The following is a 22,059-nucleotide window of genomic DNA, read 5'->3' as shown; positions in this document are numbered from 1 at the left end:
ATTCTGGGCGACCGAGCCCGTCGCTCGAAAATCGCAATTTCGTGCCGGGAATATTGCAGGGCCGTTTCGGTTTCTGTCGCAGGACAGGCCCGCGGCGAAACGGCGTGACGCGTCGTGTGGACCGGAAGGTGAATGGATGCGGCGACGACCTCGAACGACCGGTGCGATTCTGGCCGGTGTGCTGTTGTGCAGCGCGTTCGCGGCTCGCGAATGCACCGCTGCGTCAACCGAAGACATCATCGCCCGCGGCCGGGCGCTCACGATCGCCGGCGACTGCGCGAGCTGCCACACCGCCGACCCGGCAAAGCCCTTCGCCGGGGGCAAGCGGATCGACACGCCGTTCGGTGCGGTGTTCTCGCCGAACCTGACGCCCGATCGCGATACCGGCATCGGCGGCTGGAGCGACGACGATTTCGTCCGCGCGCTGCGGATGGGCGTCTCGCCAAGCGGGGCGCATTATTACCCCCCCTTCCCCTACCCGTATTTCACGAAGCTGATCCGCGACGACATCCTGGCGATACGCGCCTATCTCGCGACGCTGGCGCCGGTCAGCAACAAGGCGCCGCCGCCGGAGCTGCACTGGCCTTTGAATTACCGCGGGCTGATGCGGGCCTGGAACGCCCTGTTCTTCACGCCGGGCATCATCCAGCCGGACCAGAGCAGGACCGCGGAATGGAATCGCGGCCGCTACCTCGTCGAGGCCCTCGCCCATTGCGGCGCCTGCCATACACCGAAGAATGCGTTCGGCGCCGACAAACGCGACCAGGCGTTCGGCGGCAGCATGGTGCAGGGCATGTTCGCGCCCAGGCTCGACGGCGCCGAGCGAAGTGGGCTGAAGTCCTGGAGCGCAGGCGACATCGCCGAATATCTGCAGAGCGGCCGCAACGGGCACAGCCATGCCGGCCCATTGATGTCCGAGGTGGTGGTCGATTCGACCTCGAAGATGAGCGACGCCGATGTGCGCGCGATCGCGGTCTATCTGAAGAGCCTGCCCGCCGGCGCGCCGGAGCCGCAGGTCATCCCGCCCTCGCCCACGCAGATGAGCAACGGCGAGCGCATCTATCGCGCGACCTGCATCGCCTGCCATGAGCTCGATGGCTCCGGCAGCCCACGGATCTATCCGCCGCTGCCCGGCAACGCCAATCTGCAATCGGCCAATCCCGCAAGCACGCTGCGTATCATCCTTCACGGTGCGCAGACCCTGACCACGCCTCGCGCGCCGAACGCGGGATCGATGCCGTCTTATCCGAAGCTCACCGACCAGGAGGTCGCCGATGTCGCGACCTATATCCGCAATGCCTGGGGCAATGCTGCGCCGGCCGTGAGCGCGGACGAGGTCGCGAAGGTGCGGACGGCGAAATAGCCGATCAGCGCTCCTCGTCGCTGAACACGAATTTCGGCATCTCCCATTTGTAGCGGATCGCCAGCATCCGGAACGTCAGGCCGAGGGCGAAGGTCAGCAGGGTCCAAACCGGTGGGTTGAGGTTCAGTCCGAACGCGGTCGCATAGAACAGCCCGGTCACCACCGAGACGCTGGCGTAGAGCTCGCTTCGAAACAGCAGCGGCACCTCATTGCAGAGGATGTCGCGCAGCACGCCGCCGGCGCATCCGGTGATCATGCCGGCGACGATCACGATCGGCAGCGAGGCGTCGACCTGCCAGGCCACGTCGCAGCCGGCCATCGTGAACACCACGAGCCCGATCGCATCGAGCACCAGGAATGCGAGATTGAGCCTGACCACCAGCCGCGCCAGCAGGATGGTGGCGAAGGCGCCCGCCGCCGCGATCGCAAGGTAGATCGGTTGCGCGACCCAGAGCAGCGGATAATGCCCGAGCAGCACGTCGCGGATGGTGCCGCCGCCGAGCGCGGTGATCGCCCCGAGCATGCAGACGCCGGCCCAATCCATGCTGCGTCTGCCCGCCGCCAGCGCCGCCGTCATCGATTGCGCCGCAACGGCAATGAACGAGAGCACGTGCAGCACCGAATCGGTGGGCGGCATGGTCCACATTGAAAAAGCCTCATGGAACAGGTTCGGAACCCACGGAATCGGCGGTTCCAGCATGAACAGGTTGCAACATTGGCGCGGAACATCCGCGCGCGCCAGCCATTGTCTCCAGCGTTTAGCCTAGCGCTTAGCCTTGGGGGGCTAACGGAGGAACTTTGAAATGGCTTACAACCCTGACGATCCGTATCGCGCCAACCTGACCGATGACGAAATCCGCCGTCAGGCGCGCTTCAACAGCCTGGACAACGAGCTGCAGCCGGATCCGGAACTCCAGGAGGGACCGGCCAGCAGCACCAAGATCGCGATGTTCGCAGTTGCGGTGGCCGTGGTGCTCGGCGCGCTGTTCTACGGGTTGAACAACACGTCGGTGCACGAGGCCGGCACGACGCCGTCGACGCAGACCGCGCAGACGCAACCGGTTAACCCAGCGGCGCCGCCTCCCGGCATGCGCGACGTGACGCCGAAGCCGAACAGCCAGCCCGGCGTAACCACGGGCGCGGCGCCGGCCAACCCGTCGACCCCGCCGTCTGACATGAACAAGCCGGACATGAACAAGCCGGCGGCCCCGCCGGCGCAGAATGCGAAGTAACGCGTGACGACATTGACCAGGCGCGAGCAGCGGGCCCCCACGGCCCGCTGCTTTTTTGTGGCGACTACTTGAACATCTTGTTGAGCTCGCCGCCGGGATAGCCGTTGGCGAATTCGGTGAAGGTGCCCTTTTCGGCCATCTCCTTGGCCGCCTTCATGACGCCGGCCCAGGCCATCCGCGCCAGTGCGCCGCCGACGCTGATCCGGCGCACGCCGAGGTCGGCGACCGCCTGCAACGTCAGGTCGGACGCGCCGCCGATCAAAAGATTGACCGGCTTCGGCGCCACCGCCTTCACGACCGCGGAGATCTCTTCTTTGGTCGAGATGCCCGGCGAATACAACACATCAGCCCCGGCTTCCGAATAGGCCTGCAGCCGCTCGATCACCAGATTGAGATCCTTCTTGCCCCACAGGAACGCCTCGCAGCGGCCGGTGAGCAGCACGCCACTGTGGTCGGCATCGATGGCTTTGCGCGCCGCCCTGATGCGCTCGACCGCGAGCTTGTGCTCGAACAGCGGATTGGCCGCGTCTCCCGTGGAGTCCTCGATCGAGAGGCCGGCAACACCGGTCTTGACGCCGCGCGCAACATTGACCGCAACCTTGTCCGGCTCGACCGCGAAGCCGCCCTCGAAATCGGCGTTGACGGGAATATCGACCGCCGCGCACACCGCGGTGAGGTGGTCGCAGACGTCATCGACGGTGACGCGGTTGTCGGCCTTTGCGATGGTCCAGGCAAAGCCCGCGCTGGTCGAGGCCAGCGCCTTGAAGCCGAGATGTTGCAAGGCGCGGGCGCTGCCGACATCGAACGGGTTCGGAATGATGAAGCACCCGCTGTCGTGCAGCTTCTTGAAGGCGGCTCGTTTGTCAGCAGTTGGCAGTGGCATTGGTCGCTCCCTAAAGTCGTTGGCCGCGCAGAGATAGGCACGCATATATGCGAGCGCTAGAGTTTCGCTTCATGCACCGCGCGGCTGTCCTTCGGTGCCTGATCGCGTTCGTTCAAGCCGTAGTCACGCATCACGCTCGCGACCCGCAGCCGATAATTCTCGAAGATCCGCGCGCGGCCCCTGGCCTGGGTGCGGCGGTGCTCGATCGTGTTGCGCCAGGCTTCTACCGCGGCCTCGTCGCGGAAGAATGACAGCGACACGAACTTGCCCTTCTCGGTGAGGCTCTCGTACCGCTCGACCGAGATGAAGCCGTCGATCTGCTGCAGGATCGGCTTCAGCTCGGCGGCTAGGTCAAAATAGAGCTCCCGGTGCTCAGCCTTCGGCCAGACTTCGAAGATCACGGCAATCATGGGCGCCTCCGCGCATTGTTGTGGAGTAACTATAGCTCGACCTTGCGCAGAAATGTTCGTTCCTCGGCGAGGATGAAGCGGTTTTGTTCCGCGAAGTTGAAGTTCGCCATGCCCTCGCTGTCCTGGCGCAGCCGCGCGCGATAGGCCTCGTAGGCGGCGAGACTTTCGAACGAGATCAGCGCGAAGGCGATGTTGTTGGTGCCCTCGTGCGGCATCCAGTAGCCGAGCAGATCGCCGCCGCAGCGCGGGATGATCGAAAGCCAGTTCCGCGAATACTCCTCGAACATCGCGCGCTTGAACGGATCGAGCTGGTAACGGATGAAGACGGTGACGGTCATTTGGAACCTCTCCTGTTGGCACCGTCATTGCGAGCGACAGCGAAGCAATCCATGCTTCGGCGAGCGGCACAATGGATTGCTTCGCTTCGCTCGCAATGACGACATGCGTCCGATGCCGAAGACTACCGCCTTGCCCGACCTCGATGCTTCGGCTATCATCGAACTATGAAAGCAGGACCCGACATCTCCCGGATCGCCGCTTTGGTCGGCGACCCCGCACGCTGCAACATGCTGACCGCGCTGATGACCGGCCGCGCGCTGACCGCGAGCGAGCTGGCGCAGGAGGCCGGCATCACGCCGCAGACGGCGAGCTCGCATCTCGCCAAGCTCGAGGCCGGCGGGCTGATCGAGCCCGAGAAGCAGGGCCGCCACCGCTACTACCGGCTCTCTGACCCCGACGTCGCCGATGTGCTCGAAGGGCTGCAGGGCATCGCCGCCCGCGCCGGCCATATGCGCGTGCGCACCGGGCCGAAGGAAATCCGGCGCTGCGCCGTGCCCGCATCTGCTACGACCATCTCGCCGGCGATCTCGGCGTGCAGATGCTCGACAGCATGAGGCGGCAGAAGCTGGTGCGCCAGAGCAAGCAGGCGATCGAACTCACCGGCGAAGGCAAGCGCTTCATGGCCGAGGAGCTGCAGATCGACGCCGATGCGCTGACGCATCCGCGTCGTCCGGTGTGCAAGGCTTGCCTCGACTGGAGCGAGCGGCGCCACCACCTCGCCGGTACGCTGGGCGCTGCGATGATGGACCGCTTCACCGAATTGAAATGGGCCGCGCGCGATGCTGCACCGGGCAGCCGCGTGGTCAATTTCTCGCGCAACGGCGAGAAGCGGTTCGCGGCGCTGTTCGGCGCGGGCGAGTAATATCGCGCGTTGAATTCGGCATCGGCGCGGCCATTCGCGAACTCCTTGGTTCGCTTGTCTCGCTCTCCGATACATTTCGCGCCTCGCCGCTGTGCTTCGTCGTGGTCGCGCTTGCGAAATGTTTCAGATCAATGCTGGGCGTGCTTGCGGCGCACTGACGCAGGCGTGACCTACAACATTCATGTCGCATTCAGCCCGCAACACTATCTTCGACGACATCGGGCACGGCTTCTGCGATGATCCAGCCGGGCGAATCGGTAATCTAAAGTTTGTTGCGGTGCCGCAGCGCGGCCCAAATAAGAGGAGAAGACATGAAGTATCTTTTTGCGGCAGCAGTTTTGGTGACGACCGCATTCGCCGGCATCAGCGCGGCTGACGCGGCTGGCGGCTGCGGCCCCGGCTGGCACCGCGGTCCCTATGGCGGCTGCGTCAGGAACCGCGGCCCCGTCGTCGTCGCTCCCGGTGCGGTCGTGGTCGGGCGTCCCGTTGTCGTCGCACCCGGCCCCGTCGTGGTTGCGCCGCGTGTCCGCGCCTGCCCCTATGGCTTCGCCTGGCGCTACGGCCGTTGCCGCCCGATCTGATCGCGGCACACCTGCGCAAACAAAACCCCGCCTCGCGCGGGGTTTTTCTTTTCTATCGTAGTGTGGATGTCACCAGCGGCGCCAGTGATGATGACGCCAGTGATGCCTGCGCCAATAGCGGTGGCGCCAGCCCCAATGCCTATGGTGCCAGTGCCGATGATGCCAGCGTCCGTGACCGTGATGCCAGCGCACCTCCTGGGGCTTCAGACGGTCGACCTCGTCGCCCGTGGTCACCGCCGGATGTGCATCATTGCCTGTCGGCGATCGTGCATCCCCGTTGAGGGGAAGCGGCGCGAGCGGCGCCGCCCGGGCGGTCGCCGCAAAAGTCGCCACACCGGCGGCGACACCGAAGGCCATCTTCAGAAAATCCCGGCGTTCCATCAGAGTTCCCTTTATTGCGAGTTGGACCAACTGCGTCAGCCAGTTTTTTCGCCGCGACCTGAATGCTCGCTGAACCGCGCATTCACGTTCGAGGGAATTCGACGCCGCGCGGCCGCGTTTGCAATGGCGTGACGTCGCACCACCAGCACGACGCCCACCGCTTCCTCGCGTTCCACCCGTCATGCCCATTCCGCCGGTTTCGAGAACCGTCGAACGGAACTAGCATTGCTCGTCGGGTTGCTATGCCGCAGCCGGCGCGAGCAGGCTTGATTTGCGCGATTGGTAAGCTAGCCGCGTAGCCCGCATGAGCGGAGCGATATGTGGGAACGATGCCATACGGATAAAGCGGCCCCGGATGTCGCGGAGCCTGTCATCGGGCGCGCGTTCGCGCGACCCGTTGGCTCATCCGGCTACGAAGCATAGCCTCACATCAGCTTCAGCGGCGCGTCGTGCACCAGCCGAAGATCGATGTTGCCGATCAGTCGCGCACGGCGTGCCTCGGCGCTGCTGATCGCGGCCTCGGTCTGCCGCAGCGTGCTGACATTCGATCCGAGCGACACGATGCCGCCAAGCACCAGCGCGATCGATCCGAGTGCTGCGGTCTCACCAGAACTGAACAGGCCGAGCAGCGCAGCGAACAACAACACGAACCCGCCGGCGATTGCCACTTTCGAACCGAGAATAATTCTGCGAGACCGTTCGGCGCTCTCGGCAAGTTCCTCGATCTGCGCCTCGATCTCGGAGATGTCGTCGGTCGGCTCGTCTTCAGTCATCAGGTTCGAACCTGTAGGGCCGGTTAGGCGGAGCCGTAAGCCGCCGCGGATCGCGCGGAACGAAGATGGCGGGTTACGCTTCCGCCTTCGCTCGTCGAGCTACGGCGGACAAGTCGCTAATCCGCCCGACGCATTCCTCACAACGGCAGATTGTCGTGCTTCTTCGTCGGGATTTCCACCTTCTTATCCCTGAGCATTGCCAGCGCCCGCGCGATCCGGCGCCTCGTCGAATGCGGCATGATGACGTCGTCGATGTAGCCGCGTTCGGCGGCAATGAAGGGCGACAGGAAGCGGTCTTCGTATTCCTTGGTGCGCGCGGCGATCTTGTCGGGGTCACCGATGTCAGAGCGGAAGATGATCTCCACCGCGCCCTTGGCGCCCATCACCGCGATCTGGGCCGTCGGCCAGGCGTAGTTCATGTCGGCGCCGATTTCCTTCGAGGCCATCACGTCGAAGGCACCGCCATAGGCCTTGCGGGTGATGATGGTGACGAGCGGCACCGTGCACTGCGAATAAGCGAACAGGAGCTTCGCGCCGTGCTTGATCAAGCCGCCATATTCCTGGCTCGTGCCCGGCAGGAAGCCCGGCACGTCGACGAAGGTGACGATCGGGATATTGAAGGCATCGCAGAAACGAACGAAGCGTGCGGCCTTGCGCGAGGCATCACTGTCGAGCACGCCCGCCAGCACCATCGGCTGGTTGGCGACGAAGCCCACGGTGCGGCCCGCGATGCGGCCGAAGCCGGTGACGATGTTTCTGGCGAAGGTCTCCGAGATCTCGAAGAAGTCGCCCTCGTCCACGACCTTGAGGATCAGCTCCTTCATGTCGTAGGGCTTGTTCGGATTGTCGGGGATCAGCGTATCCAGCGACATGTCGACCCGGCCGATATCGTCGAAGCTCGGCCATTCCGGCACACCGTCGGTGTTGTTCGACGGCAGGAAGTCGATCAGCCGGCGCATCTGCAACAGCGCATCGACATCGTTCTCGAACGCGCCGTCGGCGATCGAGGAGCGCGTCGCGTGCACCGAGGCGCCGCCGAGTTCCTCAGCCGTCACCACCTCGTTGGTGACGGTCTTCACGACGTCAGGGCCGGTGACGAACATGTAGCTGGTGTTCTTCACCATGAAGATGAAGTCGGTCATGGCGGGCGAATATACGTCGCCGCCGGCGCAGGGGCCCATGATGACGGAGATCTGCGGGATCACGCCCGAGGCCTGCACGTTGCGGCGGAACACGTAGGAATAGCCTGCCAGGGCAGCGACGCCCTCCTGGATGCGCGCGCCGCCGGCGTCGTAGAGGCCGATGATGGGCGCCCTCGCCTTCATCGCCATGTCCTGCAGTTTTGTGATTTTCAGCGCATGGGTTTCCGACAGCGAGCCGCCGAACACCGTAAAATCCTTGGCGAACACGAAGGTCTTGCGGCCGTTGACCGTGCCCCAGCCGGTGACGACGCCGTCGCCGGGGATCTTGCTCTTCTCCATGCCGAACTCGATCGAGCGGTGCTCGACGAACATGTCGAATTCCTCAAACGAGCCCTTGTCCAGCAGGAGCTCGATCCGCTCGCGGGCGGTCAGCTTGCCGCGGGCGTGCTGCGCCTCGATGCGCTTTTCGCCGCCGCCCAGCTTGGCGCCGGCGCGCCGCTCTTCGAGGGTGTCGAGGATGTCTTTCATTTGTTTCCGCCCGTGTTAGCTACAGTCCGCGTCCCGGCGCGAGGTGCCGGTCCGCTTCGTTCGGAATGGCTTTAGCACGGTCATTTCGGAACCGGAAAGGCGCTTGTGGGCGGGTTCGGGCGCAAAAACGGTAGGATTTTCCGACCTCTGGGGAGACAGCGATGACTGATACGACCACGGCCGAGACCGGCGCCGCGACCGGCGGGGTGCGCACCCTGCTCCGGCTGGAGGGGCTGGTGCTGTTCCTCGGGATGACCGTGCTCTACTACAAGTGGGAGGGCTCCTGGCTGGTCTACGTCCTGCTGTTCCTGGTGCCGGACATCAGCTTTGCGGCTTACCTGATCAGCCCGCGGGCCGGCGCCATCGCCTACAACGCCACCCACACCTATCTGGCGCCGGTGGCGCTGATGACGCTGGGTTTTGCCGGCGAAGGTCCGCTGGTGCTCTCGATCGCGATGATCTGGCTCGCCCATATCGGGATCGACCGCGCGCTCGGCTACGGGCTGAAATATTCCTCTGGCTTTGGCTTCACCCATCTCGGGCGGATCGGCAAGCTCAGCTGAACTGGACGCCGATCCGGCCTTTCCTGCGCCAGACCACGCGGCAATGCCGTTCTGTCGTTTCCATCTCCAGCACGAGGCGAAAGCTCTCGGGGATGGCGGAGGGATCGGTCGTCTCGACCGCAGCGCCGGTCGTGGAGAGGTTGCGGACGATGCAGGTCATGCTGCGCCGTGCGAAGCTGATCCGCGCCGCCCGCGCGACGCTTCGCCGCGATGCCCTGCGCTGGTCGCCAGCTGCAACGCTCGTCGCGCCGGTGGAGAAGCCGGAACGGATCCTGCCCTGCAGCCGTACGTCCGCCTGCATGTCGAAATGCTTGACGATGCGGGGCCTGCTGCCGACTATCGTCAATTGCAGGGACGCGAGCAGATGCTCGACCTTCACGCCGCGACCGAACGGCAGCAGCAGCCGCTCGCAATCGACCTGCTGGTCGTTCGCATCGATGGTGGAGAACACCATGTAGACCGCGCATCCACTCTCGGCGCATTCCCTCGCCGGCCTGAGCGTGATGCGCCGGAGCGACATCGAGACCACCTGTTCCATGGTCTTGCCGGCCCAGGCGGAATTGAATGCCTCGGCGACATTCTCGCCCTGATACATCGCGCGGAACTTGCGCAGCCGCCCCTCGCCCTCGACCGCCCATGCGACGAGCTGCCGGGGATCGTGGATCGCGGGATCCGGCTTCAACTCGGCGAATGCGGGAAATGGCCGGCCGGCGGCCAGTTGATCCCACTGCTCCAACAGTGCGCGCTGGCTTGGCGACCTGATCGCGTCAGGCGCAATGAACCTGAAGGTCATCTGCCCCTCTGATGTCGCGTCAGCGCGCAAGGTGGGCAGCTCCGCTTAAGGATCGCTGAAACCCGATCCGTAACAGTGCGGGCCGGCGCGGCCCGCGGCACGAATTACCGCTTGGCATGGTTAGCGCGCGCTTTACAATTCGGCCGAGTCACAGGGGGAAATCATGCTCACCTACAGCCGCTCGGCCACCATCGGCGCGGCGCTTCTCAGCGCGCTGCTGCTCGCTTGCATTGAGACCAGCGCGCAGCAGATCCCGAAGGAGATCGCGGCCCGCACCGAGATCTACGCCATCCCCTCGCTGACGATCTCCGACCACCAGTTCCTCACCGGCGACAGCAACGGCAAGCCGGTCACCGTCGGCGGCGAATTCCGCATCGCGCAGGGAACCGGCCGGCTGCCGGTCGTGGTGCTGATGCACGGCTCGAGCGGCGTCGGCGCCGCGATGGACGGATGGGTCCGCCACTTCAACGGCATGGGCATCTCGACCTTCGTGATCGACGGCTTCTCCGGCCGCGGCCTGACCGCCACCGGGCCGAACCAGGCGCTGCTCGGCCGGCTCAACCTGATCGTCGACATCTACCGTTCGCTCGAGATCCTCGCCAAGCATCCGCGGGTCGATCCCGAGCGCATTGTGCTGATGGGATTTTCGCGCGGCGGCCAGGCCACGCTCTATGCGAGCCTCGACCGCTTCAACAAGCTCTGGAACAAGTCCGGCGTGCAGTTCGCCGCCTACATCCCGTTCTATCCGGACTGCTCGACCAGCTATCTCACCGACACCGAGGTCGCGGCGCGGCCGATCCGGATTTTTCACGGCACGCCCGACGACTACAATCCGGTCGCGAGCTGCAAGGCCTATGTCGCGCGCCTCGAGGCCGCCAAGCGCGACGTGGTGCTGACCGAATATCCGGATTCCGCGCACGGTTTTGATGTCGGCCTGATCGGCAACAACACCGTGGTGGAGGCAACGGGATCGCAGACCGTGCGCCATTGCACCATCAAGGAGGGCGAAGGCGGCGTGCTGATGAACGCGGCGACGCAGGCGCCGTTCAGCTACAAGGATGCCTGCGTCGAGCTCGGCCCGCACGTCGGCGGCAACCCGGCCACCGCGCTCGAGGCCCGCAAGGCGGTCAGCGATTTCCTGCAAACGCTGTTCAAGCTCGGCTAGCCGCGCTCGTCACGCGAAGCGGCGCGCGAACACGACGCAGGCGACAACCAGCATGGTCGCAGCGATCATCGACCAGGGTACCTGCTCATGCAACAGCAGCCCGGCCAGCGCGAGGCCGAAGAACGGCTGCAACAGCTGCAACTGGCCGACGCTGGCGATGCCGCCGAGCGCAAGGCCGCGATACCAGAACACGAAGCCGACCAGCATGCTGAAGATCGAGACGTAGGCGAGCCCGAGCCAGGCCGCCGCGCCGATGCCCTGCCAGCTCGGCGGCAGCGTCATGATGGTCATCACGAGCACCACCGGCACCGAGAGCACCAGCGCCCAGGAAATCACCTGCCAGCCGCCGAGCCGACGCGACAGCGCAGCACCCTCGGCATAGCCGAGGCCGCAGACGATGATGGCAGCAACCATCAGCAGGTCGCCGGTCAGCGACGCCGATCCGTCGCCCGACAATGCGAAGGCGCCGACCGTCGCGCTGCCGATGCCGGAGAACAGCCAGAACAGCGGCTTCGGCCGCTCGCCGCCGCGCAGCACGCCGAATACGGCGGTGGATAGCGGCAAAAGCCCGATGAACACGATCGAATGCGCCGAGGTGATGTGCTGCAGCGCCAGCGCGGTCAGCAGCGGAAAGCCGATCACGACGCCGAGGGCGACGATGGTCAGCGACACCAGATCCTTGCGCTGGGGCCAGGGCTGCCGCAGCAGCGCAAGCAGTGCCGCGCCGAGCAGCGCTGCGATCGCCGCACGTGCCGAGGTCAGGAACAGCGGCGAGAACCCGGCGACGGCGACGCGGGTGGCCGGCAGCGAGCCGCTGAAGATGATCACGCCGAGCAGGCCGCTGCCCCAGCCCTCCAGCGAAGCACTGCTGCGCCCCTCACCCGCCCAAGACTTCCCCGACCAAGACTTCCCCGACAATGTCTTCGAATCGCTCATCGCACACCTCACGCTCGCAGGCGAGGATAGCGGCGACGGGCTGGCCAAGGCAGTTACGGATCAATACAATATCGCCAAACTGTATGGGTAAAGGTAGGCATACACTTGCGGCAACCATCCAATGCGCCAAAGGCGACCCGGACCGCCGGCGTGATGAACGCGATCCGCGCCAGGATCGCGAGCCGCGCGCTCGCCGCCGACGACCGCCTGCCCTCGGTCCGCAGCTTTGCCGCGACCATGGGCGTCTCGCCCTCGACCGTGGTCGAGGCCTATGACCGGCTCGCCGCCGAGGGCCTGATCCGGGCGCGGCCGGGCTCGGGCTTCTATGTCTCGTCCGCAGCGCTGCCGCCGCTGGCACTGGCCAACGACCAGCCGCAGCACGACCGCGCCGTCGATCCGTTCTGGGTGTCGCGGCAATCGCTCGACGCCGCGAGTGGCGCGCTGAAGCCGGGCTGCGGCTGGCTGCCCGCCGACTGGATGCCGACCGAGGCGCTGCGGCGCGCGTTCCGCGGCCTGGCGCGTGCCGATGATGCCGCGCTCACGGACTATGGCGCGACGCGCGGCTCGCTGGCATTGCGCCGGATCCTGATGGCGCGGTTCGCCGACGAGGGCCTCGACGTGTCGCCCGAGCAGGTGCTGCTCACGATGTCCGGCACCCAGGCGATCGACCTGATCTGCCGCTTCCTGCTGCGGCCCGGCGACACGGTGCTGGTCGACGATCCCTGCTATTTCAATTTCCGGGCGCTGCTGCGCGCCCATCAGGTCAAGCTGGTCAGCGTGCCCTACACCCCATCGGGGCCCGATGTCGCAAGCTTCGAGGCGGTGCTCGACGCCGAGCGGCCGCGGCTCTACATCACCGTGTCCGGGCTGCACAATCCGACCGGGGCGACGATGTCGCCGCAGACCGCACACCGCGTGCTGAATGCCGCCACAGCCTGCGATCTCACCATCGTCGAGGACGACATCTTCGCGGATTTCGAGCCGGAGCCGTCGGCGCGGCTTGCGGCCCTCGACGGGCTGAACCGCGTGATCCGGATCGGCAGCTTCTCCAAGACGCTGTCGGCGTCGTTGCGCTGCGGCTTCATCGCGGCGCGCGCCGACTGGATCGAGCAGCTGGTCGATCTGCAGGTCGCGACCGGATTCGGCGGCCCCTGTGCGGTCGCGACCGAAATCATCGCGAGCGTCTTGGCGACCGGCTTCTACCGTAAGCATGTCGAGGAGCTGCGCCGGCGGCTGGCGCGCGCCCGCCGCGACGTCGGCGAGAAGCTGCAGCGCATCGGCATCGAGCCTTGGCTGATGCCGCGCGGCGGTTTCCAGCTCTGGTGCCGCTTGCCGGACGGTTGCGACTCCGCCGACGTGGCGCGCGCTGCGCTCGCCGACAACATCGTGCTGGCGCCGGGCAACGTGTTCAGCACCACGCAATCGGCCACCGGCTTCATGCGTTTCAACGTCGCGCAGTGCCGCGACCCGAAGCTGATGCCGGCCTTGCTGCGGGCGATCGGGCGCTGAAGCGCTGCAAGGCGTTTGCCTGGACGACAAACGCAAAAGCGCTTGCGTAGCGATCAACCCGTCACAGCGCGACGATATCGGTGAGGCATTGCTGCGTGACGCTCATTCGCGCATCGATCTGTGCCTGGGTATTGCAGTCCATGTTCATCGCGAATACGGTGATGTCGCTGCCCTTCTCGGCCCAGCCGACCAGCCAGCCGAGCGAGCCGTGCTCCTTGTCGGTGAGGCCAGTCTTGGCGCGAATGACGGCCTCGCCGACCTTCGTGACCGGGAGAATGTCGCACACCAGCTCTTGGCTGCGCTTGCCGACCGGCAGCACGCCGCGGCGCAGCCGGTCGAGGAAATCGATCTGCTGCACCGGATCGATCCGCAGATTGCCCGTCACCCAGAACTGGTCGATGCCGCCGCCGATGTCGCGGTTGCCGTAGTCGATAACGTCGAGATACTTCTGCATCCGCTCCGTGCCGATCCGGCGGGCGATCTCCTGGAACACCGGGAAGGCCGACACCGCGATCGCCGAGCGCAGCGTGTGGTCCTTGTTCCAGGCCTCGATGCTGCGCGTCGTGCCGTCCCACTTGAAGACGTCCTTGTCGGGATCCTGCACCACGCCGGTCTCGAGCGCGATCAGCGCGTTCGGGATCTTGAAGGTCGAGGCCGGCAGCCTGCCCTCGCCCGAGCGAACCTTGTCGCTCGCGATGATCAGATAGTCGTCGACCTTGTAGCCGACGAAGGTGCCCTCGGTGCCGAGATCGAAGAACCGCTTTTGCAGGTCCTCACGAAACTCGCTGCGCTGGTAGGACACATTGGCGAAGCTGCGCGACGGCAGGATGCTCGCGGCAGCAAGCAGACCGAGCGCATGGCGGCGATGGATCACGACGGGACCTGATCTGGTTCGGGTTGACGACGATGCTGATGCCATCGTGGTGAAAGGATGGCAATGAGCCTCACTTGTTTGACGCGTTTTCTTCACGCGAAGCCGGTGCCCGCTTCGCTGAAAACGCCATCGCTACCGCGCCCGACCCGACAGCCGCAGCACGAACACCAGCACCTCGGCGACGGCTTTGTAGAGCTCGGCCGGAATCTCGTCGCCGAGCTCGACATTCGAGAGCGCGCCGGCCAAGACTTCGTTCTCCTCGATCGGGATGTCGTTGGCCTTGGCGACCTCGATGATCTTGGCGCCGATCGCGCCCTTGCCTTTCGCGACCACGCGCGGCGCGCCGGCGTGATCGTAATGCAGCGCGACCGCGAGCTGGTTCTGCATCTCGCTCATGATGCGCGGTCCAGGAAATGGCCGGCGCGCGCGGGCGCAGGTTGCGGCGGACTGCCGTCGCGGATCTCGATATCGCCGGGCGTGAGCTCGGCCCTGGTCAGCGCCTGGCTCAGCTCGGAAGCGCCGGCACGTAGCTGCGCGGCGGTCGAGGGACGCTCGGCCCACATCCGCACCGAGGTGCGCTCGCCGTTCAGCGAGACCAGCGCGTGCACCGGCCCGGCCTGCTCGACGTCGAGCGTGAAGCGCGCACGCCACACCCGCTTGGCGGCTTCGACCTCGTTGCCGCCGCTGTCGCGGGAAATCTCGAACTGCGCCATCGCCGTGCCCTGCTGGGTCAGGAACGGAATCTCGAAATTCCAGCGCGGCACCATTGCGTCGAGCTGCGGACGCGTGCCGTCGCCACGATCCGGCAACGAGGCGATCTGCAGCAGCGTCTGCCGCGCCAGTGCCGCGTCGGTGTTTTCCAAGAGGCGATGCGCGGCGGTCGCAAGCGGCGTGCCAGGGGCAATCGACGGCTCCACAACAGCCTGGGCCGACGGCAGCGCGCCGTGAAACGGCGGTGGCGGCGCGCTGCCGCGTGCGGGCACGTCGCCGGGCAGCATCTCTCTCGGCGCGGCGCCCTGCCGTGCCGGATTGCCGAGCTCATGCAGCGCTTCCTGAATGAGATTGAGCGCGCCGCCGGATGACGGGCCGGCATCGAGCGCATCCGCGAGCGCCCCGGCAAGGTGGGTGGCACCGCGGGTGATATCCTCGGCTACCGGCACGCGCGCTTGCGGCAGCAATATCTCCTGAACCTCGAGCTCGGGCATTGCCGGCGGCACAATGCCCGGGGCCGTGCCGGCACTGGCAAGCGCCGGCTGCTGCAGCGGCGTGGACGCGGGCCTTGTGGCATCGCCGGCGCCGAGCGAGGTCAGCGCCTGCCGCAGCACGATCAGCGCGGCCTTCAGATCGGGCACGCTGCCGCTCGCCGGCGCAACGCCCGAGGCGAGCGTCGCCTCCAGCAGCAGTCCGGATTTCTGGAAGCCGGCCTTGACGGCATCGCCGCTCAAATTCTCGTCGAGGCCGGTCTGCTGCGCCAGCACCTGCGCGATCGCGGCCTGCAGCTTCGGCGGCAGATTGGCCGCGGCGACCGCCGTGAGGTTGGCAAACAGCGGCGCCTGGCTGCCCTGCAGCGCCGCCGCATGCTGCGCGGTCGCGGTGATGGTGATGCGCTCGAGCGGCGACAGCACGGCCTTCGGCGCCGCGGCGACGGGTTGCGGAGCCGCGCTGGCGTTGGTCGCCTCCGGCGACAATTGCACGGCATCGCCCGTGTCGGCGCCCGGCCCGACCAGTTGCAGGCGGATGCCGTCATTGGTTTGCGAGACCGCAAGCTGCAGGTTCTGGCCCTGCTGCAGCGGCACCTCGGTCTGGACGTCGATCGACAGGCTCGCGATCGCGATCCGCACCAGATCGGCCGACAGCACCTTCAGCACCTGGGCATTGACGACGCTGCCGGCCTCCAGCGTGAGGTCCGGCGCAGCGCTGTCCGCCTCCTTCGAGGCGAGCACCGGCAGCACGGGATTGACGGCGATAGCCATGTCGGAGGTCTCGGCCAGGCGGCAGGATCAAGCCGCAGGCTAGCTTGGCGCCGTAAAGGTCTCGTTAACCGGCAGCCGACCTGAACTCCCTCAGGACGCCGGCGGCGGCCCTGAAATCGACCTGCCGGGCGGCGCGGCGCGCGGCGACCTCCTCGTCGACGCCCCATTTCTCGATGTTCCAGTCCTCGTCGACATGGGCGGCGGCCCAGACCTGGTCCTCGTCGCGGACGCCATGGGCGAGCGCCAGCGCCAGCAGCGCCGAGCCGGTCAGCGTCGTCACCACATGGAGCGCCGCGACCGACCATGGATCGGTCGGGAACGCCGCACGCGCCGCCTTGATCGCGGGCTCGGGCTGGCCGACATGCATGACCCCCTCGGCCATGACGAAATGTGCGCCGAGCGTATCGGCGGCCCAGAACAGGATCGGGTCCCAGTGCCGGGCCTCGCGCGCCACCAGCGTCTCGGGGTAGCCGGCGCGATAGAACAGCAGGTCGCTGCCGAGGAATTTTGCCGCATCGTCAGCGACCTCGTCGACGCGGTCGATCACCCCCTCGATCACGCTGTTGGCCAGGCGCGTCAGCGGCATGGCCATGGGATCGATGGTCTCGCCCTGTGCATTCCATTCGGCCGCGACCGCATCCGCAATGGCGCGGCTCGGCACCACGATCGGCTTGCCGGACGGCGAGCGTATCTGCTTGCCGTCGAGCGTGATCGCAAATCCGCCATCAGCCTCGGCCACGCCGGCGCTGGTGTAGAACCGCTTGCGCTGCGGCCTGCGGATGTGGCGGCGGACCGCCTCCTGCGGGTCGAGCGGGGACTGGTCTGGGACGTCGTCGAAGAGTTCGCGCATCGCGCCGGCCGGCTTTCGCTTGGGAGGATTTCCCTGCAAGATACGTCAGCGGCAACGGCAAATAAAGCTGATGGGACGCGGCAAATTCCTCGCGGGTCTTTCACTGGTGGCGACGGTTTTCGGAGCCGCCGCCACCGACGCCGGGTTCCGCACACCGGAATCACTGATCCGCAACGTCTACGCCCATTATGGCAAAGGCAGCGCCGCATTTTCGAATGGCCTGCCGCGCGACGACGAAACCGCCCGCCAATTCTTCGATCCCAGCCTTCGCGGCGCCTGGACCGCCCTGCACGACGCCCCCTACGATTTCCTGGTGCAGGGCCCGACGTGGCGACTCGGCCCGATCTCGATCGCAATTCCGCGCCGGCAGTTCGACAAGACCGACGTGACGGTCACATTCGACAACGAAGGCCGCGCGGTCACGCTCAACTTCATCGTCGTCAACGGACCCGACGGCTGGGTGATTGCGGACGTCGAGAGCCCGCACGATTCGTTGCGGATGTTTCTCGCGCAGTTCAGGCGCTAATCCCGATCGTCAAGACGACAGCGCGCGCTGCGATCGGCGACGCGCAAGAGAAAAATATCTGACGGTTGCCTGCGCGTCCTGCTTTCTCCGCAATTCGGTACGCCAATGGTTCATCCGATTGATCGCTCAGCAGGCTTGAACGTCGCGCGCACTTCCGCGTCGAAGTGCCGCAAGGCGCTGTCATCTGCGCGTTAAAAACCTGCCAGATTCCGGCAACAACGCGCGGCTAGCCTCGCGACACCAAACAGAAGCATTGGTCGACCATTGCGGTCGCAAGACGTGAACCGGCGTCACGCGTGGCGTCCGTACGCGTTTGCGCGCCGATGGCGGCGTATTGGCGGGGCGCCGTGGCACGACGACTTTCGACCGTTTGTTGTGCCATCGCCGCGGCGTGCCTCGGGCTTGCCGTGAGCGGCATGACGGCCTGGCTCGGCGCAACGGGCCTGCAGAATGCGCCGCAAGCGCAACATGACGTTTGTGCCCGGCCCGAGCCTGGAAGCGCGATCGAGGAATCTGCCGAATTGCGCAGCCGCGATGGTATCCTCGAAACCGGCCTCAGTATCCACGATCAGAAGCTGCCGGATGGAACGAGCCGCTATTGCTATCTGACACCGGACGGCAAGCCGTCGCCGACCTTGCGGCTGAAGCCGGGCGATCAGCTGGTCATCCATTTCAAGAACGACCTCGTCGACCTCGATACGGCAACACCTGCGATCGACCGCCCGCTCGCGGGCGCGCCGATCTGCACTGCGCGAAAGCAGGCCGATGTTTGCGAGAGCGGCGCGATGACGCCGATCTCGACCAATCTGCACTTCCACGGGCTGACGGTGCCGCCGGTCTGCCATCAGGATGACGTGCTGAAAACCTCGATCCAGCCCGACGACGCGCCGTTCGAGTACCGCCTGCGCATTCCGGATGACGCGCCACCCGGCCTCTATTGGTATCACCCGCATCTGCACGGCTTCAGCAAGACGCAGGTGCTCGGCGGCGCCTCAGGCGCCATCATCATCGAAGGCATCGAGCGCGCCGATCCACAGCTCGCTGGCCTGCCCGAGCGCGTGCTCGTGATCCGCGACCAGGATCTCGTCAATCCCGACGCGCTGCCGTCGAAATCCGAGCCGGTCATGACCAAGAGCCAGCTCGACAATGACGGCGACGTCGCCAACTCCGGCACCGGCTTCGGCAAGCCGTCGAAGGATCTCTCCGTCAATTTCGTGCCGGTACCCTATCCGAACTATCCGCCGGCCCGGCTCACGATGAAGCCGGGCGAGCGGCAGCTCTGGCGGGTGCTGAACGCGTCCGCGATCACCTATCTCAACCTCGCGCTGCTGGTCGGCCGCACGCCGCAACAGATCGGCATCGTCGGTCTCGATGGGGTGCCGTTGCAATTCCAGGGCAGCCCCTCGCCATCAGTGCAATGGGTCAACCATATCGGCCTGCCGCCGGGCTCGCGCGCCGAATTCATCGTCGAGGGACCGCCGGCCGGCGCATCGGCGTTGCTGGTGACGCGCGCGGTCGACACTGGGCCTGCCGGCGAGAACGATCCCAACCGCGCGCTGGTGGCGATCACGTCTTCAGTCAATGCAAGCGAGCCGCAGGCCGTGCTGCCCGCTCATGCCGAGCCGTTGCCGCGACCGGAGCGGCCGTGGGTCGGGACCGTCGCGCCGGTGCGCGTCAGGAAGCTGTTCTTCTCCGAGCAGCCGGAGAACCCGAACGACCCGAACAGCCCGACCAAATTCTTCATGACCGTCGACGGAGAGACGCCGAAACCGTTCGATCCGCGATCTGATATTCCCGACATCACCGCGAGACAGGGCGACGTCGAGGACTGGATCATCGAGAACCGCTCGATGGAGCTGCATGATTTCCACATCCATCAGCTGCACTTCCAGCTGCTCGACTGGTCCGGCGTCGCCGTCAACGAGCCGTTCCTGCGCGATACCGTCAACGTCCCCTACTACAACACCCGGATGCTGAAATATCCGAGCGTGCGCCTGCGCATGGATTTTCGCGATCCCAACATCGTCGGCACCTTCGTCTACCACTGCCACGTCCTCGAGCACGAGGACGGCGGCATGATGGGACGGATCAGGGTCGTGCCGCGAGACACCGCAAGTTCCACCAAGCCGCTCAACCAGCAAAAAGGAGAGCTTTAATGCGCGACAAGCACAGGTCACGTTGGCTGCAAGGTTGCCGCCTCACCCTCAGCGCGCTTGCGCTAGGTCAGTTCACCGCCGGCCCGGTGCTAGCGGAGGACTGGAATCACCACGGTGGACACGAGACGCGGTCGCCGATCAAGCACGTGATCGTCATCATCGGCGAGAACCGCAGCTTCGACCATGTGTTCGCGACCTACGTGCCCGAACGGCGCGACCAGAGCGTGTTCAATCTGCTCTCGCAGGGCATCGTCAAGCTCGATAACAACAAGAACGCGATCCCCGGGCCGAACTTCGAGAAGGCGCATCAGCAGGCGGCGACCGATACCGGCCTGAACGATGCGTTCCTGCTGAGCCCGCCGAAGCAGAACTTCCCCAAGGATCAATTGCCGGCTCCACTGGTCGGCGGCCCCAAGGTCTCCTACATCCCGAACAAATGCGGCAGCTCGCCGATCACGACCTGCGAGGCGTCGCTTGTGCTGGCGCAGCAGTCGGAATCCGGCCTGCCGAGCGAGTACTACCAGTTCCTCCTGAGCGGCGGCACCGGTCAGACCTCGCAGACCCCCGACCAGCGCATCACCAATGTCAGCGCGCTGCCGGCCGGTCCGTTCCAGCTCACCAACAGCGATGCGATGCCCTATGACACCTATTCGGCAAGCCCGGTGCATCGCTTCTACCAGATGTGGCAACAGCTGAACTGCAACCACTCGGCGGCCAGCCGTGACAATCCGTCGGGCTGCGGCGGCAACCTGTTCGCCTGGGTCGAAGTGACCGTCGGCGCCGGCGCCAACGGCGCGGCGCAGCCCTCCAACTTCTCGACGGACTACTCGCCGACGGCAACGACCACGGGCGAGGGTTCGACGGCGCTCGGCTTCTACAACGTGCAGAAGGGTGACGTGCCCTACTTCACCTCGCTCGCGCAGAAATACGCGATGAGCGACAACTTCCACCAGTCCGTCAATGGCGGCACCGGTGCCAACCACATCATGTTCGGTCATGCCGACATGCTCTACTTCAGCGACACCTACGGCAACGCCGCGGTGCCGCCGAACGGCACGCAGGTGTTCGGCGGCACCCCCGACGCCGGCATCGTGCATCAGATCGAGAATCCGAATCCGGCTGCCGGCACCAACAACTGGTACACCGAGGACGGCTACGGCGCCGGCGGCAATGGCGGCTACCCGCCGCCCTACCAGACGAGCCCGGTGTCCGGCGGCGGCTCCTACAGCGACTGCTCGGATCCGAGCCAGCCCGGCGTCAAGCCGATCCTGGACTATCTGAAGGGGATACACATCAACGCGAACTGCGAACCCGGCCACTATTATCTCTTGAACAACTACAATCCGGGTTACTTCGGCAACGGCAAGAACGCCTACACCGACACCAATCCGTCCAACACGCCGTTCACGATCCCGCCGTCGACCCGCAAGAGCATCGGCGACAGCCTGAACGAGCGGAACATCTCCTGGAAGTACTACGGCGACCAGTGGAACAACTACGTCAACGATCCCTACCAGCTCAACTGGGGCGTGGCCGGTCCGACCGCGGACGAGTACTGCAACATCTGCAATCCGTTCCAGTACGACACCTCGATCATGTCGCACCCGGATCAGGTCGCAGCCCATATCAAGGACTCGGTTGATCTGTACTCCGACCTCTCCAAGCACGCGCTGCCGGCGGTCTCGATCGTGAAGCCGAGCGGCTTCACCGACGGTCACCCATCGTCATCCAAGCTCAATCTGTTCGAGGGCTTCACCAAGAAGATCGTCGACCAGGTGCAGGCCTCGGACTATGCGAAGGACACCGCGATCTTCATCACCTTCGACGAAGGCGGCGGCTACTTCGACTCCGGCTACGTACAGCCGCTTGACTATTTCGGCGACGGCACGCGTATTCCGCTGATCGTGGTGTCGCCGTTCGCGCGGCACGGCCACATCTCGCATGAATATGCCGATCACGTCTCGATCATCAAATTCATCGAGCGGAACTGGCGCCTGGAGCCGATCACGAACCGCAGCCGCGACAACTTCCCGAACCCGGTCGCGGCGCCCGGCAATCCCTACGTTCCGGTCAACAGCCCGGCGCTCAGCGATCTGTTCGACGTCTTCGACTTCGACGACGGCGGCCATCATCATGACGGCGGCTGGGATCACTGACCACCGCACTTCGCGACATACCGATCCGCCGGCCCGAAAGGCCGGCGGATTTCGTTTTTGCCGA

The 22,059-nt window shown here is 65.6% G+C and carries 22 protein-coding genes and 1 pseudogene; 10 read left to right on the top strand and 13 right to left on the bottom strand.

Annotated features, from left to right (window positions below):
- The first annotated feature begins 136 nt into the window (after positions 1-136).
- A complete protein-coding gene (locus tag ACVW1C_RS37430) occupies positions 137-1,363 on the top strand; it encodes a c-type cytochrome (RefSeq protein WP_456762518.1) in 1,227 nt (408 codons plus the stop codon).
- Positions 1,364-1,367: 4 nt separating this feature from the next.
- On the opposite strand, the gene ACVW1C_RS37425 is transcribed toward ACVW1C_RS37430, so the two are convergent.
- Positions 1,368-2,009: a trimeric intracellular cation channel family protein gene (locus ACVW1C_RS37425; protein WP_176530683.1), complete on the bottom strand. Its 642-nt coding sequence runs from the start codon at positions 2,007-2,009 to the stop codon at positions 1,368-1,370.
- Between the two features lie 157 nt (positions 2,010-2,166).
- Here ACVW1C_RS37425 and ACVW1C_RS37420 point away from each other — a divergent pair, with 157 nt between their 5' ends.
- Positions 2,167-2,595 carry a hypothetical protein gene (locus ACVW1C_RS37420; RefSeq protein ID WP_456762517.1) on the top strand — a complete coding sequence of 143 codons (429 nt, stop codon included), beginning with the start codon at positions 2,167-2,169 and terminating at the stop codon, positions 2,593-2,595.
- 64 nt (positions 2,596-2,659) lie between these two features.
- On the opposite strand, the gene ACVW1C_RS37415 is transcribed toward ACVW1C_RS37420, so the two are convergent.
- The 3 genes from ACVW1C_RS37415 to ACVW1C_RS37405 are packed head-to-tail and all read right to left on the bottom strand — an operon-like array spanning position 2,660 to position 4,226.
- A complete protein-coding gene (locus ACVW1C_RS37415; RefSeq protein ID WP_456762516.1) occupies positions 2,660-3,478 on the bottom strand; it encodes an isocitrate lyase/PEP mutase family protein in 819 nt (272 codons plus the stop codon).
- A gap of 56 nt (positions 3,479-3,534) precedes the next feature.
- Positions 3,535-3,888 carry an antibiotic biosynthesis monooxygenase family protein gene (locus ACVW1C_RS37410; RefSeq protein WP_456762515.1) on the bottom strand — a complete coding sequence of 118 codons (354 nt, stop codon included), beginning with the start codon at positions 3,886-3,888 and terminating at the stop codon, positions 3,535-3,537.
- A gap of 29 nt (positions 3,889-3,917) precedes the next feature.
- Positions 3,918-4,226 carry an NIPSNAP family protein gene (locus ACVW1C_RS37405; RefSeq protein WP_229167744.1) on the bottom strand — a complete coding sequence of 103 codons (309 nt, stop codon included), beginning with the start codon at positions 4,224-4,226 and terminating at the stop codon, positions 3,918-3,920.
- Positions 4,227-4,391: 165 nt separating this feature from the next.
- On the opposite strand from ACVW1C_RS37405, the pseudogene ACVW1C_RS37400 reads away from it, so the two are divergent.
- A pseudogene (locus ACVW1C_RS37400) lies at positions 4,392-5,089 on the top strand (ArsR/SmtB family transcription factor).
- A 311-nt stretch (positions 5,090-5,400) separates the two neighbouring features.
- Positions 5,401-5,670, top strand: a complete 270-nt coding sequence (locus tag ACVW1C_RS37395; RefSeq protein ID WP_456762514.1) for a GCG_CRPN prefix-to-repeats domain-containing protein — start codon at positions 5,401-5,403, stop codon at positions 5,668-5,670.
- Between the two features lie 69 nt (positions 5,671-5,739).
- Here the strand turns inward: ACVW1C_RS37395 and ACVW1C_RS37390 are convergent, their stop codons facing one another.
- From ACVW1C_RS37390 to ACVW1C_RS37380, 3 genes are all read right to left on the bottom strand, one after another.
- Positions 5,740-6,051, bottom strand: coding sequence for a twin-arginine translocation signal domain-containing protein (locus ACVW1C_RS37390; RefSeq protein WP_456762513.1), 312 nt, complete (start codon positions 6,049-6,051; stop codon positions 5,740-5,742).
- Between the two features lie 425 nt (positions 6,052-6,476).
- On the bottom strand, positions 6,477-6,824 hold the full coding sequence (locus tag ACVW1C_RS37385) for a hypothetical protein (RefSeq protein WP_176530676.1): 348 nt from the start codon (positions 6,822-6,824) through the stop codon (positions 6,477-6,479).
- A gap of 137 nt (positions 6,825-6,961) precedes the next feature.
- On the bottom strand, positions 6,962-8,494 hold the full coding sequence (locus ACVW1C_RS37380; RefSeq protein ID WP_456762512.1) for an acyl-CoA carboxylase subunit beta: 1,533 nt from the start codon (positions 8,492-8,494) through the stop codon (positions 6,962-6,964).
- A gap of 161 nt (positions 8,495-8,655) precedes the next feature.
- Here ACVW1C_RS37380 and ACVW1C_RS37375 point away from each other — a divergent pair, with 161 nt between their 5' ends.
- On the top strand, positions 8,656-9,057 hold the full coding sequence (locus tag ACVW1C_RS37375; RefSeq protein WP_456762511.1) for a DUF4260 domain-containing protein: 402 nt from the start codon (positions 8,656-8,658) through the stop codon (positions 9,055-9,057).
- Here the strand turns inward: ACVW1C_RS37375 and ACVW1C_RS37370 are convergent.
- Positions 9,050-9,850: a PilZ domain-containing protein gene (locus tag ACVW1C_RS37370; RefSeq protein WP_456762510.1), complete on the bottom strand. Its 801-nt coding sequence runs from the start codon at positions 9,848-9,850 to the stop codon at positions 9,050-9,052. The two genes, ACVW1C_RS37375 and ACVW1C_RS37370, sit on opposite strands and share 8 nt — an antisense overlap.
- 163 nt (positions 9,851-10,013) lie before the next feature.
- On the opposite strand from ACVW1C_RS37370, the gene ACVW1C_RS37365 reads away from it, so the two are divergent.
- Entirely contained in the window at positions 10,014-11,015 is a 1,002-nt protein-coding gene (locus tag ACVW1C_RS37365; RefSeq protein WP_456762509.1) for a dienelactone hydrolase family protein, read from the top strand.
- Between the two features lie 9 nt (positions 11,016-11,024).
- Here the strand turns inward: ACVW1C_RS37365 and ACVW1C_RS37360 are convergent, their stop codons facing one another.
- Positions 11,025-11,951, bottom strand: coding sequence for a DMT family transporter (locus ACVW1C_RS37360; protein ID WP_456762508.1), 927 nt, complete (start codon positions 11,949-11,951; stop codon positions 11,025-11,027).
- Between the two features lie 153 nt (positions 11,952-12,104).
- On the opposite strand from ACVW1C_RS37360, the gene ACVW1C_RS37355 reads away from it, so the two are divergent.
- Positions 12,105-13,460 carry an aminotransferase-like domain-containing protein gene (locus tag ACVW1C_RS37355; RefSeq protein ID WP_456763271.1) on the top strand — a complete coding sequence of 452 codons (1,356 nt, stop codon included), beginning with the start codon at positions 12,105-12,107 and terminating at the stop codon, positions 13,458-13,460.
- Between the two features lie 61 nt (positions 13,461-13,521).
- Here ACVW1C_RS37355 and blaOXA read toward each other — a convergent pair whose 3' ends face one another.
- From blaOXA to ACVW1C_RS37335, 4 genes are all read right to left on the bottom strand, one after another.
- Positions 13,522-14,334, bottom strand: coding sequence for a class D beta-lactamase (blaOXA, locus tag ACVW1C_RS37350; protein WP_456762507.1), 813 nt, complete (start codon positions 14,332-14,334; stop codon positions 13,522-13,524).
- A 132-nt stretch (positions 14,335-14,466) separates the two neighbouring features.
- Positions 14,467-14,730, bottom strand: a complete 264-nt coding sequence (locus ACVW1C_RS37345) for an EscU/YscU/HrcU family type III secretion system export apparatus switch protein (protein WP_456655294.1) — start codon at positions 14,728-14,730, stop codon at positions 14,467-14,469.
- Positions 14,727-16,307: a flagellar hook-length control protein FliK gene (gene fliK, locus ACVW1C_RS37340; RefSeq protein ID WP_456762506.1), complete on the bottom strand. Its 1,581-nt coding sequence runs from the start codon at positions 16,305-16,307 to the stop codon at positions 14,727-14,729. The genes ACVW1C_RS37345 and fliK overlap by 4 nt, the downstream gene beginning before the upstream one ends.
- Positions 16,308-16,371: 64 nt before the next feature.
- Positions 16,372-17,157, bottom strand: coding sequence for an ATP12 family chaperone protein (locus ACVW1C_RS37335; protein WP_456762505.1), 786 nt, complete (start codon positions 17,155-17,157; stop codon positions 16,372-16,374).
- A 70-nt stretch (positions 17,158-17,227) separates the two neighbouring features.
- Here ACVW1C_RS37335 and ACVW1C_RS37330 point away from each other — a divergent pair, with 70 nt between their 5' ends.
- From ACVW1C_RS37330 to ACVW1C_RS37320, 3 genes are all read left to right on the top strand, one after another.
- The gene (locus ACVW1C_RS37330; RefSeq protein ID WP_456762504.1) at positions 17,228-17,683 is read left to right on the top strand and encodes a hypothetical protein; all 456 of its coding nucleotides are present in this window, start codon (positions 17,228-17,230) and stop codon (positions 17,681-17,683) included.
- Positions 17,684-18,030: 347 nt separating this feature from the next.
- Positions 18,031-19,839 carry a multicopper oxidase family protein gene (locus ACVW1C_RS37325; protein ID WP_456762503.1) on the top strand — a complete coding sequence of 603 codons (1,809 nt, stop codon included), beginning with the start codon at positions 18,031-18,033 and terminating at the stop codon, positions 19,837-19,839.
- Entirely contained in the window at positions 19,839-21,995 is a 2,157-nt protein-coding gene (locus ACVW1C_RS37320) for an alkaline phosphatase family protein (protein ID WP_456762502.1), read from the top strand. The genes ACVW1C_RS37325 and ACVW1C_RS37320 overlap by 1 nt, the downstream gene beginning before the upstream one ends.
- The last annotated feature ends 64 nt before the right edge of the window (positions 21,996-22,059 follow it).

Source organism: Bradyrhizobium sp. USDA 4011 (genome assembly GCF_054063415.1).
Note: the sequence above shows the minus strand (reverse complement) of the source record. Positions and strands in the feature narration are given on the sequence as shown.